We start from the raw sequence: 14,643 nt of genomic DNA, 5'->3' as shown, positions 1-14,643 counted from the left end.
GGGCTGCGCCCGTCACAGCGAGCCGGGTCGCTGCGCTCCCCGGCCGCTCCCGCTCCGCGTGAGCGGATGCGGCTCGCTCCGCTCACCGCCGGGCGGCACGCGCTCCGCGCCCACCGTCAACCGCAGGGCATCCGGCCCGCGTTGCGGGCCGGGGCCGGCCTCCGGCCGACCCGTGGCCTCCGCTGCGCTCCAGCCACACCAGGCGCGCCCCGCTCTCCCGTGCGGGCCAGGCGTGCCACGCTCCGCGCGGCCCACCCACGGGCCTGCGGCCCGAGCAGCAGCAAGAGGAAGGGGAGGTGACAGGTAGTCGGGCGGGTGACGGATCGCGGGGGCCGACCACCCGCAGAAAAGGAGCGGACTGAGGGGGCGTCAAGGCGCTGGATTGGCTTGCGATAAGGCAAGACTAGCAGCTTTCGGCCACGTTAGAGGGAATCTTGCGATTCTATGTGCTTCATTTTTAGAGCCGAGATAAGCTATGGACTCAGAGCACACCACCCCGGACCGCTCCGAAGGGTTATCGAGATCCATCCCACGGCCTTGCTGGTGCTCCGGTGAGGCAAAGCAACCAGCCGATCGCGTCAGTCCAACCGTAGCCCTTGTGGCTCCCCTACGTGCAGGTTTCCCGTTTCCCGCCGCTCGAATCGACCGGACGGCATCCCAGCAGAAGGCAGGCGATATGTCGAGCACAGACCGCGTTGACCAGCGCGAGGCAGCCCAGCGAGAAGCCATTGACGCGGTCGTGCGCGCCCTCGAATTGCCTGCAAGATCGCTTGTGCCCGAACGGGGGCTTCGAACGCAGGTGATCATGGCGACCGGGTCCGGGAAGACCCGCGTGGCGGTCCGCAGCGCGGAGGAGCTCCACGCGGGCCGTGTGCTGGTGCTCGTGCCCTCGCTGGACCTGCTCGCTCAGACCGAGACCGCGTGGCGCGAGGGCGGCCGCCGGGGGCCGATGATCGGGGTGTCCTCGCTGCGGGGTGAGGAGGTGTCCTTCCCCAACACCACGGACGTGGACGAGCTGGTGGAGTGGACGCGGGGCCTGGACAAGGTGACCGTGTACGCCACGTACGCCTCGCTCGGTCTGGGCACGCTGGAGCGGGCGCACGCCGCCGGCCTTTCGGCTTGGGACCTGATCGTCGTGGACGAAGCCCACAGGGTTTCGGGCCGGATCGGGAAGCCGTGGGCGGTCGTCCACGACAACCAGAAGATCCCCTCCCTGCGCCGCCTCTACATGACGGCCACGCCCCGGCTGTGGCAGCTCGGGGACGAGGACGAGGCCGGCGCCCCCGGCGAGCTGGTCGCGAGCATGGAAGACGACCCCGAGGGCCCCTTCGGCAGCCGCTGCTTCACCCTGACCCTCTCGGACGCCATCGACAGGGGAATCTGTGCCCCCTACCAGGTCGTCTGCGTGGACGTCACCGACACCGCGCTCCAGGCCGCGCAGCTCCTGGGCGCCGAAAGCCGCTCGGCAGAGGTCCGCGGGGCCCGGCTCGCCGCGCTCCAGACCGCCCTGGTGAAGGCGTCCGCGGAGGAGAACTTCCGGCGCACGCTCGTCTTCCACCACGTCGTCAGGGAAGCCGAAGCCTTCGCGGCCGGCCTCCCTGACGTCGCTGCCCAACTGCACGCCAGCGACCCCGAGCTGTACCCCAAGACGATCTGGGCGGACTGGCTGTGCGGCGACCACAAGCCGCTCCACCGCCGTCGCCTGCTGGGCGAGTTCGCGGCCGGGATCGCCACGGACGGCACCGTGGTGGAGAAGTGCTTCCTGTGCTCGGTGAAGGTGTTGGGCGAGGGCGTCGACACCAAGAACTGCGACTCCGTGTACTGGGCGGACGTGCGCGGGTCGATGCCGGACCTGGTCCAGGCCGTGGGCCGGGCGCTGCGGATGCAGCCGGGCGAGGGCAAGGTGGCCTCGCTCGTGGGGCCGGTGCTGCTCGGGCCGGGCGAGACGGCGGACAACATGCTCACGAGCCGTGCCTTCGGCGGGCTGGCCAAGCTGCTGGAGGCGCTGCGGGCGCACGACGCGCGGATCGTGGAGAGCCTCGCGGAGCAGCAGGCCCCGAGCCGCTACAAGCCCGTCAGCAAGGACAACAGCGGGAAGAGCACGGGCGGGAGCGGCGAGGGCTCCGGAGGCGTCAGCGCCCCCGCCAAGGCCCTGCTGAAGTTCTCCACGCCCCGCGACCCGGCCGCCCTCGCAGCGTTCATCAACCTGCGGGTCCTCAACCCCGAGCACGAACACTGGCGGCGCGGCGTGGAGGCCGCCGTCATCTACGCCCGCGAGCACGGCGACCTCCGCGTGCCGTTCACGTTCCGCGTGCCCGCCGTCGACCAGGAGGCGGAAGCCACCGGGTGGCCGGCCTCACTCGCCAACTTCCCGCTCGGGCAGTGGACCGCCGACGCACGCCGGTTCTACGCCCGCGGCGACATGGACGAGGACCGCGTCGCGCAGCTGGAGAAGCTCGGCATGATCTGGAGCCACTTCGACGTCGCGTGGGAGGAGGGCCTGTCCGCCGCGCGCGGGTGGGCGGCCGAACACGGGCACCTCCTGGCCCCGCTGGACGCCACCTTCCAGGGCGCGAAGGTGGGCATCTTCCTGAAGAACGCGCGGGCCGCCGCCCGCAAGGCTGCCGAGAACGAGCAGCGGCGTGCCGAGGGGCTGCCGGTGGAGTCGTCGGCCGGGGCGCTGTCGGACGAGCGGCGTGAGCAGCTGGAGGAGATCGACGCGTCCTGGTGCCCGAGCTGGCCGGTGACGTGGCAGCGGGCCTTCCACCTGGTCCGGATGCACCTGGACGCGGGCGAGGCGCTGCCCACCGAAGTGGGCGACGTCGTGCGCCAGGGCGAGGATCTCGGACGGTGGGTGCAGTCGGTCCGGCTCGGCTGGGACGAGCTCACGGCCGTGCAGCAGTGGATGTGCGAGCAGGTTCTCGGGATCACACCCGCCAGCGAGGACGAGAAGCCCAAGCGCCGTACGCAGGCCGACAAGTGGGCGCTGAACTACGAGGCCGCCCGCCAGTTCTACGAGCGTGAGGGGCACCTTCAGGTCCCCAGAAAGCACGTCGAGCGGATCGTCGGCGAGGACCAGGAGGAGCGGGAACACAAGCTGGGCGCCTGGATCGGGAACCAGCGCAGCCGGGCGGCGACCCTGACGCCGGAGCGGATGGAGCAGCTGTCCGCGATCGGGATGCGGTGGTCCTGATGGTGGGCGTCCTCGTCACCGCGGCCGCCGCGCTCGCCGCCGGCTACCTGCTCGGGCGGCTGCGCCCGTGGCAGCGGCTGGGCGACTGGGCGGCCGATCAGGTCCGCTTCACCGGGACGTGGGTCCGGGGCGGCGCCGCCCGCCAGGCCGTCGTCGTCCTGGTCCACGCCGTCACCGCGCCGCGCACCAGCTGGCGCATCATGCGCGCCCCGGCCACCGAGACCCGAGCACCGACGCCCGTACGCGATCCGGACTGGGTCGCCCACCGCACCCACCACGACAAGGGAGGCACCGCGTGAGCACCGAGCAGCACGACGCCGACGCGTACGGCCAGGAGCTGGCCCGCATCAGCCACCACCAGCACGAGGCCACCGACGCCCGGTTCACGGTCTTCCAGGCCCTGGCCGCCGTCGGCATCGGGCACGAGCAGGCCGACGACATCGTGGCCAAGCTGGAGGCCGGGGCGGTAGCCGGCGCCCACACCTGGATCTCCGAAAGCAGTCCCCCGCACGGGTCCGAGCCGCGGTTCGAGGACGGCTGGTTCGCCGGTGTCCGCGACGTCGCCAGCTACCTGCTGCGCATCGCCGACACCACCGCCACCGCCGGGCGAGGGCGCGCCGCCTCCAGCGCCATGCTGGTCGCCCACCTTCAGCAGCCCGCCTCCCCCGCCCCGCAGGAGGCTCCCGAGCCGGAGCCGGAGCCGGGCCCGGCAGCCCCGGCGCTGGACGCGAAGGACGTCCTGGCGGCCGCAGAGCGCTTCCCGTGGGCCGTGGCCGCGCCGGGTGAGCGGCACTGGCCGGACGGCAGTGACTTCCTGGACGCCGCTCTGAGCGCAGTGCGCCCCGAGGAACGCGAGGGGTACATCGAGCGCCTGGAGGCGTTCGTGGAGCAGCACCGCGGCCGCCTGGAGGAGATGCTGCGCACACACGGGCCGGGCAGCAAGCCCGCCTCGCACGGCCGGTACGCGCTGATCGGACAGCCGGAGACCCTGGTCATCGTGGAGCGGATGGAGAGCGCCCCGTTCCTCCTGCGTGGCCAGTGGGAGAAGGAGCTGGAGACGGTCTTCCTGGACGACCTCGAGTTCGTGTGGGGGCCGCGGATCCGCCTCAGCCGGTGAGCAGCCGGGAACCAGCAGCGGGGCCGGGCAGGGTGATCCTGGCCGGCCCCGCTGTCGTCGGTCAGCGCCTCAGCCGCCCGCCGACTGCGGGCTTGCCCAGGGTCGCCTTGGGCTTGCCCAACACCGACCGTGCGGGCTTGCCCAGGGTCGCCTTGGGCTTGCCCGCTTCAGCCGCGCAGCCGGGAGAACCAGCCGGTGCCCTTCTGCTTGGGCACGGCCTGGTCCTGCTCCTGGTCCTGCTCCTCCTGCCGGGGACTCACACCCCAGGTCAGGTCCAAGTCGGCCTCGTACCGCTGGTCGCAGTCCCCGCACAGAGACGGGCGTTTCGCCGGGGACCGGGTCCAGCCGACGGGCTTGGTCGCCTTCCATCGTTCGTCGGTGAACGCCGCACCGCATTCGGTGCAGACGGGGCGCTGGGGGTCGGGCCAGAAGTCGTCCCGTCCTGCCTCGCTGCGCACCGGCTCCTGGCGCTCTCGCGTGTCAGCCGCTGGGCTGACGACGGCGCCGGCCTTCTGCTTGCAGGCGTCGCACAGGTGCGGGTGGGAGTCCTTCGGGGTGCCCCAGTCCGTCGCCTGTGCCGCCTCCCAGCGTTCGTCGGTGAACTTCGCCCCGCAGTCGGCGCACACGGGACGACGCGCCTCACGCTCGGCTGCCTTCTTCGCCGCCTGCTCCTGCGCCGCGCGCTGCACCTTCGCCTGGTACTCCCGCTGAGCACGCGCGGTCTCTTCCCGGGCTCGGGTGTCGGCGGCCTCGCGGCGGGGGTTGCCGATCGCCTCCCGCAGGGGCTCCATGTGGTCGCGGCCGAAGCGGAGGAAGACCGCGCCCGTCGGGCCGTGCTGGCTCAGGTTCTTCAGGCCGGTCGCGATGATCGGGATCCGCCCGTCATAGCGATGGTGGCCGGCCTTCTGCCGCTCGCCCTCCCACAGGTGCCGGGTGAGTTCCATCAGGCGCGGGACCGTGCGGTTGGGGTTGCGCTCGCCGACCCGGTTGAACACCAGCAGGACGGGCGGGTGCGTCTTGTCGCCGGAGATGGCGTCCGGCGCCGTCCAGCGGGTGCGCCACATCGGGCGCTCCTTGCCGTCGGTGTCCTTCACCTTCCGCTTGAAGAACCGGGCGTACTTCTCCAGCTTGGCGGCGAGCTCCTCCGCGGTCTCATGGCAGTTGTCGACCTCGATGAACAGCAGCGGCACCCCGTCCTGCGGTGCGGTGAGAACCAGATCGGCCTGGGCGCCGCCCTTGCCGGGCGCGTTCCACGTACCGGTCGCGGGCAGCGGGACCTCGGTCCAGTACGAGGCGATGGTGCCGATCCCGTCGGGTCCGTCGACGGCGGCCTGGGCGGCTGCCTGAACGTGCGGCGGGTCGTCGGCGAGCTTGGCCAGGTTCGGCTTCGGGCGCAGCATCGCGATCACCGTCTCGTTGACGGCCATCGGGTGGGAGGCGCCGCTGGAGCCCGCGCCGCGCGCGGTGGAGCCCATCTCCGTCGCCGGGCGCCGCAGCTCGTGGGAGGCGGCTTCCAGGCCCTTGGTGGTCAGGTTCCGCAGGGCGTCGCCCGTCTCGGTGGAGCCGCCGTTCTCGGACAGGCCGTGCTTGCGCATGTCGGAGAGCGCGCCGGTGTGCGAGGCGGTGCGGGCCTGCTTCTGCTTCGACGGGGTCTCCTTGTCGGCGTGCCGGAACGTCAGGTGCGGAGCACCGATCCGCTGGATCTGATCAGCCGTCGCGACCTTCAGCGCTCCGAGCACGCGCAGCACGTCGCCGCGGTAGCTGTTCGTCGACCCCGCCGGGTTGGTCTTCCTCTTCCCCGCCATCAGCTCTGCTCCCTCGTTGCTCGCGACCGGTCGCCGGCCGACCGGCGCCGCTGCTGGCCGCGCCTGGCCTGGGAGGGCGTCCGGGCCCCCCGGAACCCGATGATCTCCTCCACTACGGACATCAGGAGGAGAGAAGAGGGTTGTGACGACGCAGTTTTCGCGCGGATTACGGCCCTGACAAGGGGTTTTCCCCCGACCCCGGGTGCCGGGCACCAAAGGGGGTTCCCGAGTGCCCTTCGAAGGGGGCACCCAGGGAGTCCCCTTGGGCTTGCCCGCCACGGGCCAGCCTTCCGGTGTGATCGGCCCGAGCGGAGCCGGTGCCCGGCCCTCGGGTGGGTGTTCGCCATCGTCTCGTCTCCTTCGCTGCCCCGGCCAGGGCAGTCGTCGCGAAGGAGCAGCGTGCAGGGGACCCCCTTGTCCGCGGTCTAACCGTGGCCGGTAGCGAGCCTGGTCAAGGAGAAACGCGGCGGCGGTCGGGCGGTAGCAGAGGTGGACAAGGGGTCAGGGCCGGGTGCGTAGTCGGGCCGACCATGCTGGACAAGGGGGCCCGGTTTGGCCCTTGCAGCCCCAGTTCGTCCCGTTCTCTTGCAGCAGGGAGAAATCTCTGGCCTCTGTCCACAGGCCCGCACGCCAACCATGCGATGAGCACGCCGCGAGTCGCGCGGCGGCCATCGTGAGGAGAGCTTGATGCCGTACCTGATCCCGTCCCGTACTCCGCTGACGCCCGACCAGGTGGAACGGGGCTTCGACTACCTCCTGGCGCTCCAGATGGGTGGCGGCGGTGCCGTCGCCGGGCGGGCAGAAGCCGACCCGGAGCTGGCGTTCATCCTGCTGCGGCTCGCAGAGGACATCGTCTGGCCCGTCACGGCCGTGGACGCAGAGACCGACCTGTGCGCCGACTCCTTCGCCCTGGACGAGGTCGGGTGCGTACTGCTGTCCACGCTGCGCGACTGGGCGCGGGACTCTCCCACCACGGCGGTGCCGGGCATCGCCCGCAGCATCATCCGGTTCATGGTGAGCGTCGTCCCTGACCCCGACCACGAGGACTTCGCCGACACCTTGGAGGCGTCGCGCGACGCGCACCTGGGGGTGGCTCACGCGGTGCTCTCCGCACCCGGCGCGCACCGGTAACCGCACCACCGCACCAGCTGGGTGCGCACCGGTGCGGTGGTGCGGTGCACCGGCGCGGTGCGGTGGTGCACCCGGGTCCATCCGGTGCGCACCACGATGCGCACCACCGTCCATCCGGTGCGCATCCACTCGGTGGGCGGTGCGCACCGGGTGGGGTCGGTGCGGTGGAGTGGAGCATCTGGGGGCGGCGCGTTTCCCCTTGACACGGGCCGAGGTCAAGGGGAAATGCGGCAGGCGCGCACCGGGTGGATGCACGGCATCGTCCCCGGCGATGTTGTCCACTCCCGCCCGATGGCGTCCGCTCCACCGAGTGGGCTCCACCCGGTGGAACGGATGCCGCGCACGGTGGTCTCCACTGCGGTGCGGTGGCCTCCACTCGGTGGAGTGGGGTGCACCGCACCGGGTGCGCACCACCGGGTCCACTCAGTGGCCAGCCTCGCGGCCGCGGTGCGGTCCGGGCTCCTGCGGGCGGTGCGCCTGCTGGTCGTCCGGGCGCACCGGGCGCACTACGTCGGCGTCGGCCTGTGCGGTGTGGCGGTCCGCGCGGACGCGGGAGTCTTCGGCCATCTTGGCGGCCACCTCCTGGAGGCGGCGCAGTCGGTCGGCTGTGAGATCGAGGGCTTCCACGTCCGTACGGGACTCCCGCAGGGCCCGCACGGACGTCATGTCGATCGCCTCCTGGCGGCCCGGCTCCGGCTCCTGGTCGTCGTGCTCGGCTTCGGCGGCCGGGGGCGCGAGCAGCTGCTCGGGCATCGCCGCCTGCTGGTGGGCGACGACGTCGTACGCCCGGCCCCGCACGGCGGCGGTCGTGGTGGCGCGCAGCTTCTCCCGGACCACCGCACCGGCGAGGACGGCACGGTCGTACTGGAGCGGGATGCGGGGTATCTCCCACTCTCCCGCGTCCTGGCCCGGCGGCCGGAGCGCAGCCGGCTCGCCGGGATCGGCCGGGGGCTGCCGGTCCAGGTCGGGCGCGGGAGTGGGTGGGCGGGGCCGGGCGGGGAGGTCGGCCATGTCCCACCGGGCGGTGTAGAGGCGGTAGTCCGCCAGCAGACCGATCGTGGTCTTCGGCTCGCTGATGTCCAGGCAGTGCTTGGAGATGGCGGCGGCCACGATCTGGTCGTCCAGGCCGGGGTCGCGGCGGCGGCCGCGCAGGACCAGGGCGAGGTGACGTCGGGCTTCGGCGAGCAGGTGCCGACGGTGGAAGCGCCCGCCCTCGTTCATCACGAACACCGTCGCGGTGACGTCGACGGCCGCCAGGGCGACGTCGACCACGGCGGCGACCCGGGCCCGGATCGCCACGGCTGCGGCGCGGGCGTGCTCGAGGAGGGAGTTGATGACGTCGGCGGCGACCTTGGAGGTGAGGATTGCGCTCACCTTCCACCAGACGCGCAGCTGCGCGAGCGGCTGGGTCTTCCGCTTGGGCGGGCGGGTCTTGCGGGCGGCGATCTGGTTCATCTTGGCGCGGGCCCGCTCGGAGACCACAGGCAGGAACTTCAGCTCACCGTCGTCGTCGACGGCGGTGACGTACTCGTGCTCCAGCTCTTCCAAGCAGGCGGCGATCTGGTCACTGCGCCGGGCAGTCCAGCGGATCAGCTCGTGCGGCACCCCCGCAATCTCCATCACAGGCCGGCGCCCCGGGGTGACGATCCGCGGCTCGGTCGCCAGCCCCAGCGCCTCGCAGACCTCCGCAGCAACGAGCTCGTTGTAGAGCGCGGACGCGGCCACGGTGTTCTCGTACAGGGCCGTGGAGTGGATCGACCCCCACCTCCCGTCCAGACGCTGCCCCTTCACGGACAGCAGCAGATGGTCGTGGAGCAAGGGCCGCCCGGAGCGCGCCTCGTAGTGGCGGAAGCGCGCGGCGACCAGACCGCCCGGCGGCCGCACCCGGTAGATGCCGTCCTTGCCGTACCGGATCACCGCGACCTCGTCCTCGATCCACTCCAGCACCCGCTCGATCGCCCGCTCGTGCGCGGCCTCGATCACCCGCCGGGTCTCCTCATCCCCCAGAGCCCACAGGAGGTAGATCGTCGGCTGCGGCCGGAACACGAAGTCGACGCCGGTGACCGTGACCCGGCGTCCGAGGGCGCCGGCCTTGAACGCCTTCTTCGCGGAGTCGCCCGCGGCGAGCCGGTCGGCCTCGATCCGGTCCGCGTACGGGTGGCGGCCCCGCTCGCCGAACAGGTTCCGCAGCTGCGCCTCGGTGACCTCCTCACCCGGCGCCAGTCCGAGCACGGCCAGGCCGCGTCCCATCCATCGCCCGACCGGGACCCCGGCTTGCTCCTGGGCGACGCGCAGCGGTGTGCGGGCCGGGCGCCGGCCGTCGCCGACGACAGTCTGACGCAGGTAGTAGCGGTACATCTGACCTGCCCGGATCACCTTGATATCCACTGTCATGGAGACCACGCCACACGGCTCTGACCTGGAAGAAAAGGCCGATCAGCGGTACGTCCCGCCAGGCGGGAGCAGCAGCCGAACTTTCTTCTCGGGTGCCCGCCGGGCGGGAAGCGGCCCCGGGCCGAACGCAAATGTCATCGCTCTCCGGCAGCACTCACACCACGGCCCGAACGACACCATCCAGCACCGCCGAGCACCATCCAGCGCCACCGAACGAACACCACCAAGGAAGCACCGCCTACAGCAGCCCCCGGCACCCGCCGGGGGCTTCGTCGTGCTGCCCGGAGGAGACCACCGTGCCCACCTTCGAGACCTGCCCCCGCTTCACCGCCGACCTCCAGCACCTCACCCCCGCCCAGCGCCGGCGCTTCCGCCGCGTCGTCCTGGACGCCTTCGTCCCCGACCTGCGCACCGGCCGCCAGTTCCGCCCCGGCTTACGGATCAAGGGCGTGCGCCGCGCCCCTGGCGTCTACGAGCTCACCTGGGCACCGGACGGGCGCGCGACGTGGTCGTACGGCGGGGAGAAGGTCGCCGGGCTCCCCCACGTCATATGGCACCGGATCGGGACCCACAGCATCCTGGACCGCCCGCTGGCCGAAGGCCGTCTTGTGGGCGCGGGTCACCAGTTGGTTGGCTGATCGTCCCGTACACCAGGAGGGGACACCGCGTGGCAGCGAACGAGACCGTGACCGAGTCGGATCATCTGAAGTCGTTGATCATCAGCACCGCCCAGGAGCTGTGGGAGGACAAGGACGCGCTGGGCAAGTTCCTCAACGTCGTCCGACGCAGCGAGGGGTTCGCCCCGCTCGCCGACACGCTGGAGCAGTCCGAGGTCCGCCCCGCGAAGCCCACGTTCTACGGCGTCAAGAGCACCGAGTTCCAGGACTGAGCAGGGAGCGCACAGCTCCCCAACCAGCCGTACCCTCAACGCGACGGCCCCGCATCCTTCCTCGATGCGGGGCCGTTGGCGACTGAACAATTGTTTAGTCGCTCGGGGGCTGCTGAGGGAACGCAGCGGCGGCGGCCGCCATGTGTCCCCGGATTTCCGCGAGCAGCTTCTCAGCTGCTGGGGCGTCCTTCTTCGCAGCGTCGGCGTACGCGTCAGCGAGTCCTTGTACCTGCTGGGCGAAGGTCTCGACGTGGCCGACGTACCCGGCGAGCCGCCGGACAGGGTCGACCGGCGCAGGTGCCGGAGCCTTCCTGCTGCGAGGCACCGTCCGCTCAGCGTCGTCGACGGCGACCTTGATGTTGAGCTCATCGCGTGCGGCGGCCAGCGCCTTCGCGGTGACCTTGCCCTTGGACTCAGCCGCGCGCCAGATCTTCTGAACCGTGGCGGCGTCGTGATCGCGGGCGACCGGCGCGAGCTCGCGGCACTGCCCCTCGTTGATCTTCACGGTGGCAACACCCTTGAGGGCCGCTATCACCGGCACAGCCCTGATGAGCTGATACGCCCGCTGCTCGGTGTACTTCCACTTCTTCTCGAAGTAGTCCTTGAAGCTGGTGTACCCGCCCGCCTGCCACAGATCGTCTTCCTTGATCTTGATGAGGGCGGGGCCGGCCTGCATGACGAACTCGTTGTGCGCGACGATCAGGCTGGTCTCAGCTGCCGACTGCGCCGCGGAGATGAGCGCTTCGAGCTTGGCCAGCCGTTCAGCCGGGGAGCCCTGGTCGTACTCGGGAGAGAGGAAGACCGGGTTCTGGTGGCTCTTGGGACGGCCGCCGGGGCGGTGGGTGGCCACCGCCTTCTTCGCCGCGGCCTCGTCAGCCTTGTAGTCGGGCCGACGTCGGCGGCTACCGCGCCGCGCGGCGGGCGCAGCAGGCGCAGCAGTGTCCTTCTCGGTCACGCGTTGTTCTCCCGCGCCTTGGTCAGGTACGACACCAGCTCGTCGTAGGTGGTGTCACGGGTCTGCCGGATGCCGAGTTCGACCAGGAGCTGGTCGTACTCGCCGCCTCCGGCTTCGATGGTCTTGCCCCAGGCGCCCTGGAACTCGGTGACCATGGGGATGGCGGTATCGAAGACGTTCCACCCTCCAGAGACCAGGATGTTCCGGTAGAGCCTGTTGTGCCGCTTGGCCTGGGGGATGCAGCGGTTGAGCAGGACTCGGGCGCAGATGCCGTTGAGGGTCAGCGGGCCCAGGTCGTTGATCTCGTCACGGATGTCGCCCATCCGCTCGGTCTCCATAGACGACGGAGCGACGGGGATGACGCTGAGGTCTGCGTACCGCATGGCAGAGCGCGCGATGCCGGGCTGGTTCTCCAGCGGCGGGGCGTCGATGACGATGCGGGTCTTGGGGTCGGCGAAGGTCTTCGGGATGTCCTGGTGCAGGGTTACCGACGGCATCTGGAAGACGCGGAACGGGAAGCCGCCGATCGCGTTGTGCCAGCCCATGACGGACTTGCCGTTGACGTCGCCGTCGATGAGGACGACGTCCTGGCCGTCCTCGTGGAGGGCGAGCGCAGTGAGGACGGCAGAGGTGCTCTTCGCGGTGCCGGGCTTTTCGTTGACGAAGACGATGCTGCGCGGGCCGCCGTCGGGGTGGGTGTTGGGGATGGGCAGGTTACCCACGGGCTCGGCAGGCACCGGGGCGTCCTCTTCGGACGGGAATGGTTCGGTCATGACGGGCACGATAGCGCTGCTTCAAGGGCGCCAAGCCCTCCGCGGGCGGTGTCGATAGGAGCAGCGGCGGGGGCCGTGGCACGGGACAACCCGAACGAGGGAGAGCAGGGTCCAGAACTGCGGGACGCCCGTGCGGCGTTCGCGTCGGGGGCCGGTTCTTCCCCGTGGAACGCAAAAAAGCGGCCCTCGCCCGCCCGAACCGAGGTCCGGGAAGGCGAGGGCCGCTTCGTGTGCACTCAGGCGCTCAGGTCGATGCCGACCGGGAGAACGCGCCCGGCGAAGGCGTGGGTAAGGAGCCGGTAGGGGTCGGTCCAGGCGCCGTGGATTCGGGTCCGGGCGCAGTGGAGTGTGCTGGTGAGGGCGGTCTCGGTGTCGGGGTGGATGAGGACCAGGGCGAGCGGGTCGGTCTCGGGCTGCTGGTCGGGGAGCGGGCGTCCGCGCTCCAGGCCGCGCTCGCCGATCTGTACGGCGATGTCGCCGCGGCCGGTCCACGGGGCCGGCCGCTGGCGGGCGGCGAGCATGGCGGTGAACTCCGCGACGGCCTTCTGGTCGCCGGGGTGCATCGGTCCGCTGCCGTGGCCGCATCTGCGGAAGCGGGCGGTCATGAGCGCGCCTCCTGGTGGCACAGCCACTCCTGCCCGTCCGGTCCCAGCGCGTGATGCGGGAACGGCTCGTGCTCCACGACCTGGACGTCCGGGTCCCAGAACCACCGGAAGGGGAAGGAGCGCACCCCCAGTTCGAGGGCGATGACGGCCCGGTGGTGCCCCTCGAAGACGAAGACGAGCCGGTCGGCGGCGCGGACGCCCAGCAGGAGCGGCTCCCGGATCCCGTCCCTGGGGATCGAGGCCCGCAGCTTCTCCAGCACCTGACGGTCCCGCCTGTGCCGCTCGTGATAGCGGCGAGCACCGGCCCACGTAGAGAACTCGGCAGGCCGGACCAGCCCCGGCCGGAGCGCCGCAGTACGCATGCGCCCGGTCCAGGGCTTGCCGTCGACGACGCGGGCCGTCACGAGCGCATCCCCCGGCGCCGCAGCAACGTCCCGAGCCGGTAGCGGAGGGAGGCGCGCTCCTCGCGCTCCTCGATGGCGTCGGCGAGCAGTTCCTCGAGCTCGGTCATCTGCTCTTCGGCGAACCACTCCGGCTGGAAGTCGTCGCCGCGGCAGACCGGGCACACGTGATCGTGTCCGGCGAACTCAAGCCACGACGCGCAGCCGACTTCACCGCAGGTCGGCTGAGTGGGGTCCTCGCCGATGCCGGAGCAGTACGGGCAGCGGGTGAAGCGGTAGTCGATGCGGGCGCCCGCGTGGAGGTCGGAGTGGAGCTGGGCGAGGCCGCGGACTCCGAGCTCGCGCAGCAGGGCGTCGGCGGCGAGGACCTGGCGGTCGATGCCGGTGTGGTGGTGGTCGGCGAGCATCGTCACGGCGGTGCACCAGGCGAGGCTGGAGCGGTCGACCGGCACGGCGTAGTTGCTGGCCCACGGGTCGGCCGGGTTGAGGTCGGCGGGCGGCGGGGCCGGCGCGGTGAGCGGGATGCCGAGGGTGGTGAGCTGGGCGGTGACGTCGGCGGTGCGGCGGGTGAACTGGTCGAAGACGGTGGTGGGCATCGGCCCTCACATTCGACGGGGCCGCCGGGACCATGGTGGTCCCGGCGGCCGGAGCGGGTGGGGTCAGCGGGAGGCCGGGGCGAGGGCGGCCTTGTGGCTGTCGCGGTGCGCGCTCTGCGCCGGTTCGGCGAGGACGCGCAGGCCGTGCGGCTCGCCGACCGTGCCGCAGGAGCTGCACACCACGGCGTAGTTGCGGCGGCCGGCGCAGCCGGAGTCGGCGTCGCGGGGCTTGCCGGAGGGCCGGACCGCGTGGGTGCACTCGGTGCCGTCGGGGTGGAGCGGGGCGATCTTCACGCTGATGCGAGCCATGGGCTTCTTCTCCTGGTCGTGGTCCGGGAAGGGCAGCTGGTGGAGCGTGGCCGCAGGGGCGCGGCCCCGGGTGGGGCGCGGCGGGGTGGGCGGCTCGGTGCGGACGAGCGTGGTCTCGGGGAGGAGTCCGAGCTGTCCGGCGGCGGCCGCGCGGGCGGCGAGGGTGATCGAGCGGGTGACCCGGTGATGTCCGTGGTCGATCCGCAGGTGGCAGAGCTGGCAGGCGGCGAGCAGGTTCTCGTCTCGCACGTCTTCGGGGGTGTGGTTGAGGTGGGCGGTGGTGAGGCCGACCACGGACCCGGTGTCCGGGTGGATCTCCTCATGGACGGCGGGGCAGCGGCCGCCCAGGTGCGTCAGGCCACAGTGGCCCGTGCACTCGCAGCGGCCGCCCGCTCGCTCGAACCGGATCCGCGCGCTGATCTCGTTCCAGTCGCGCGGATAGCGGTGCAGGTTCTCGGGACGGATGGGCACGGGC

Annotated in this window: 15 protein-coding genes; 6 read left to right on the top strand and 9 right to left on the bottom strand. The window is 71.7% G+C overall.

The features are described from left to right. The first annotated feature begins 676 nt into the window (after window positions 1-676). From OG440_RS41580 to OG440_RS41570, 3 genes are read left to right on the top strand one after another with little or no spacing between them, the layout of a single operon-like run. Entirely contained in the window at window positions 677-3,193 is a 2,517-nt protein-coding gene (locus tag OG440_RS41580) for a Helicase associated domain protein (RefSeq protein ID WP_331738036.1), read from the top strand. Continuing rightward, window positions 3,193-3,492: a hypothetical protein gene (locus tag OG440_RS41575; protein ID WP_331738034.1), complete on the top strand. Its 300-nt coding sequence runs from the start codon at window positions 3,193-3,195 to the stop codon at window positions 3,490-3,492. Before OG440_RS41580 ends, OG440_RS41575 begins: the two co-directional genes overlap by 1 nt. Further along, window positions 3,489-4,310, top strand: coding sequence for a hypothetical protein (locus tag OG440_RS41570; RefSeq protein WP_331738032.1), 822 nt, complete (start codon window positions 3,489-3,491; stop codon window positions 4,308-4,310). Before OG440_RS41575 ends, OG440_RS41570 begins: the two co-directional genes overlap by 4 nt. Before the next feature lie 167 nt (window positions 4,311-4,477). On the opposite strand, the gene OG440_RS41565 is transcribed toward OG440_RS41570, so the two are convergent. Then, entirely contained in the window at window positions 4,478-6,115 is a 1,638-nt protein-coding gene (locus OG440_RS41565) for a replication-relaxation family protein (RefSeq protein WP_331738030.1), read from the bottom strand. 687 nt (window positions 6,116-6,802) lie between these two features. Between OG440_RS41565 and OG440_RS41560 the strand changes: the two genes are divergently transcribed. Further along, window positions 6,803-7,246, top strand: a complete 444-nt coding sequence (locus OG440_RS41560) for a hypothetical protein (RefSeq protein WP_331738028.1) — start codon at window positions 6,803-6,805, stop codon at window positions 7,244-7,246. Here the strand turns inward: OG440_RS41560 and OG440_RS41555 are convergent. Beyond that, on the bottom strand, window positions 7,210-7,371 hold the full coding sequence (locus OG440_RS41555; protein ID WP_406011676.1) for a hypothetical protein: 162 nt from the start codon (window positions 7,369-7,371) through the stop codon (window positions 7,210-7,212). The genes OG440_RS41560 and OG440_RS41555 overlap by 37 nt on opposite strands. A 298-nt stretch (window positions 7,372-7,669) precedes the next feature. Beyond that, a complete protein-coding gene (gene mobF, locus OG440_RS41550) occupies window positions 7,670-9,640 on the bottom strand; it encodes a MobF family relaxase (protein ID WP_331738026.1) in 1,971 nt (656 codons plus the stop codon). A 296-nt stretch (window positions 9,641-9,936) separates the two neighbouring features. Here mobF and OG440_RS41545 point away from each other — a divergent pair, with 296 nt between their 5' ends. Continuing rightward, entirely contained in the window at window positions 9,937-10,278 is a 342-nt protein-coding gene (locus OG440_RS41545; protein ID WP_331738024.1) for a hypothetical protein, read from the top strand. Between the two features lie 29 nt (window positions 10,279-10,307). Continuing rightward, window positions 10,308-10,529, top strand: a complete 222-nt coding sequence (locus OG440_RS41540; RefSeq protein ID WP_331738022.1) for a hypothetical protein — start codon at window positions 10,308-10,310, stop codon at window positions 10,527-10,529. Between the two features lie 94 nt (window positions 10,530-10,623). Here the strand turns inward: OG440_RS41540 and OG440_RS41535 are convergent, their stop codons facing one another. The 6 genes from OG440_RS41535 to OG440_RS41510 form a co-directional block, all read right to left on the bottom strand. Further along, the gene (locus tag OG440_RS41535; protein WP_331738020.1) at window positions 10,624-11,484 is read right to left on the bottom strand and encodes a hypothetical protein; all 861 of its coding nucleotides are present in this window, start codon (window positions 11,482-11,484) and stop codon (window positions 10,624-10,626) included. Continuing rightward, complete coding sequence (locus OG440_RS41530; protein ID WP_331738017.1) at window positions 11,481-12,257, bottom strand: ParA family protein; 777 nt, start codon at window positions 12,255-12,257, stop codon at window positions 11,481-11,483. Before OG440_RS41530 ends, OG440_RS41535 begins: the two co-directional genes overlap by 4 nt. Window positions 12,258-12,493: 236 nt before the next feature. Beyond that, entirely contained in the window at window positions 12,494-12,862 is a 369-nt protein-coding gene (locus OG440_RS41525; protein ID WP_406011675.1) for a hypothetical protein, read from the bottom strand. Next, the gene (locus tag OG440_RS41520) at window positions 12,859-13,266 is read right to left on the bottom strand and encodes a ParB N-terminal domain-containing protein (RefSeq protein ID WP_331738013.1); all 408 of its coding nucleotides are present in this window, start codon (window positions 13,264-13,266) and stop codon (window positions 12,859-12,861) included. The genes OG440_RS41525 and OG440_RS41520 overlap by 4 nt, the downstream gene beginning before the upstream one ends. Next, entirely contained in the window at window positions 13,263-13,859 is a 597-nt protein-coding gene (locus OG440_RS41515; RefSeq protein ID WP_331738010.1) for a hypothetical protein, read from the bottom strand. The genes OG440_RS41520 and OG440_RS41515 overlap by 4 nt, the downstream gene beginning before the upstream one ends. Window positions 13,860-13,922: 63 nt before the next feature. Continuing rightward, window positions 13,923-14,639 (bottom strand): hypothetical protein, encoded by a 717-nt coding sequence (locus OG440_RS41510; RefSeq protein WP_331738007.1) that lies wholly within the window; start codon window positions 14,637-14,639, stop codon window positions 13,923-13,925. Window positions 14,640-14,643 lie beyond the last annotated feature (4 nt).

It is taken from the genome of Streptomyces sp. NBC_00637, from assembly GCF_045161545.1.
Lineage (GTDB): Bacteria > Actinomycetota > Actinomycetes > Streptomycetales > Streptomycetaceae > Streptomyces.
The sequence above is the reverse complement of the archived record's forward strand: the minus strand, read 5'-3'. Positions and strand labels throughout refer to the sequence as shown.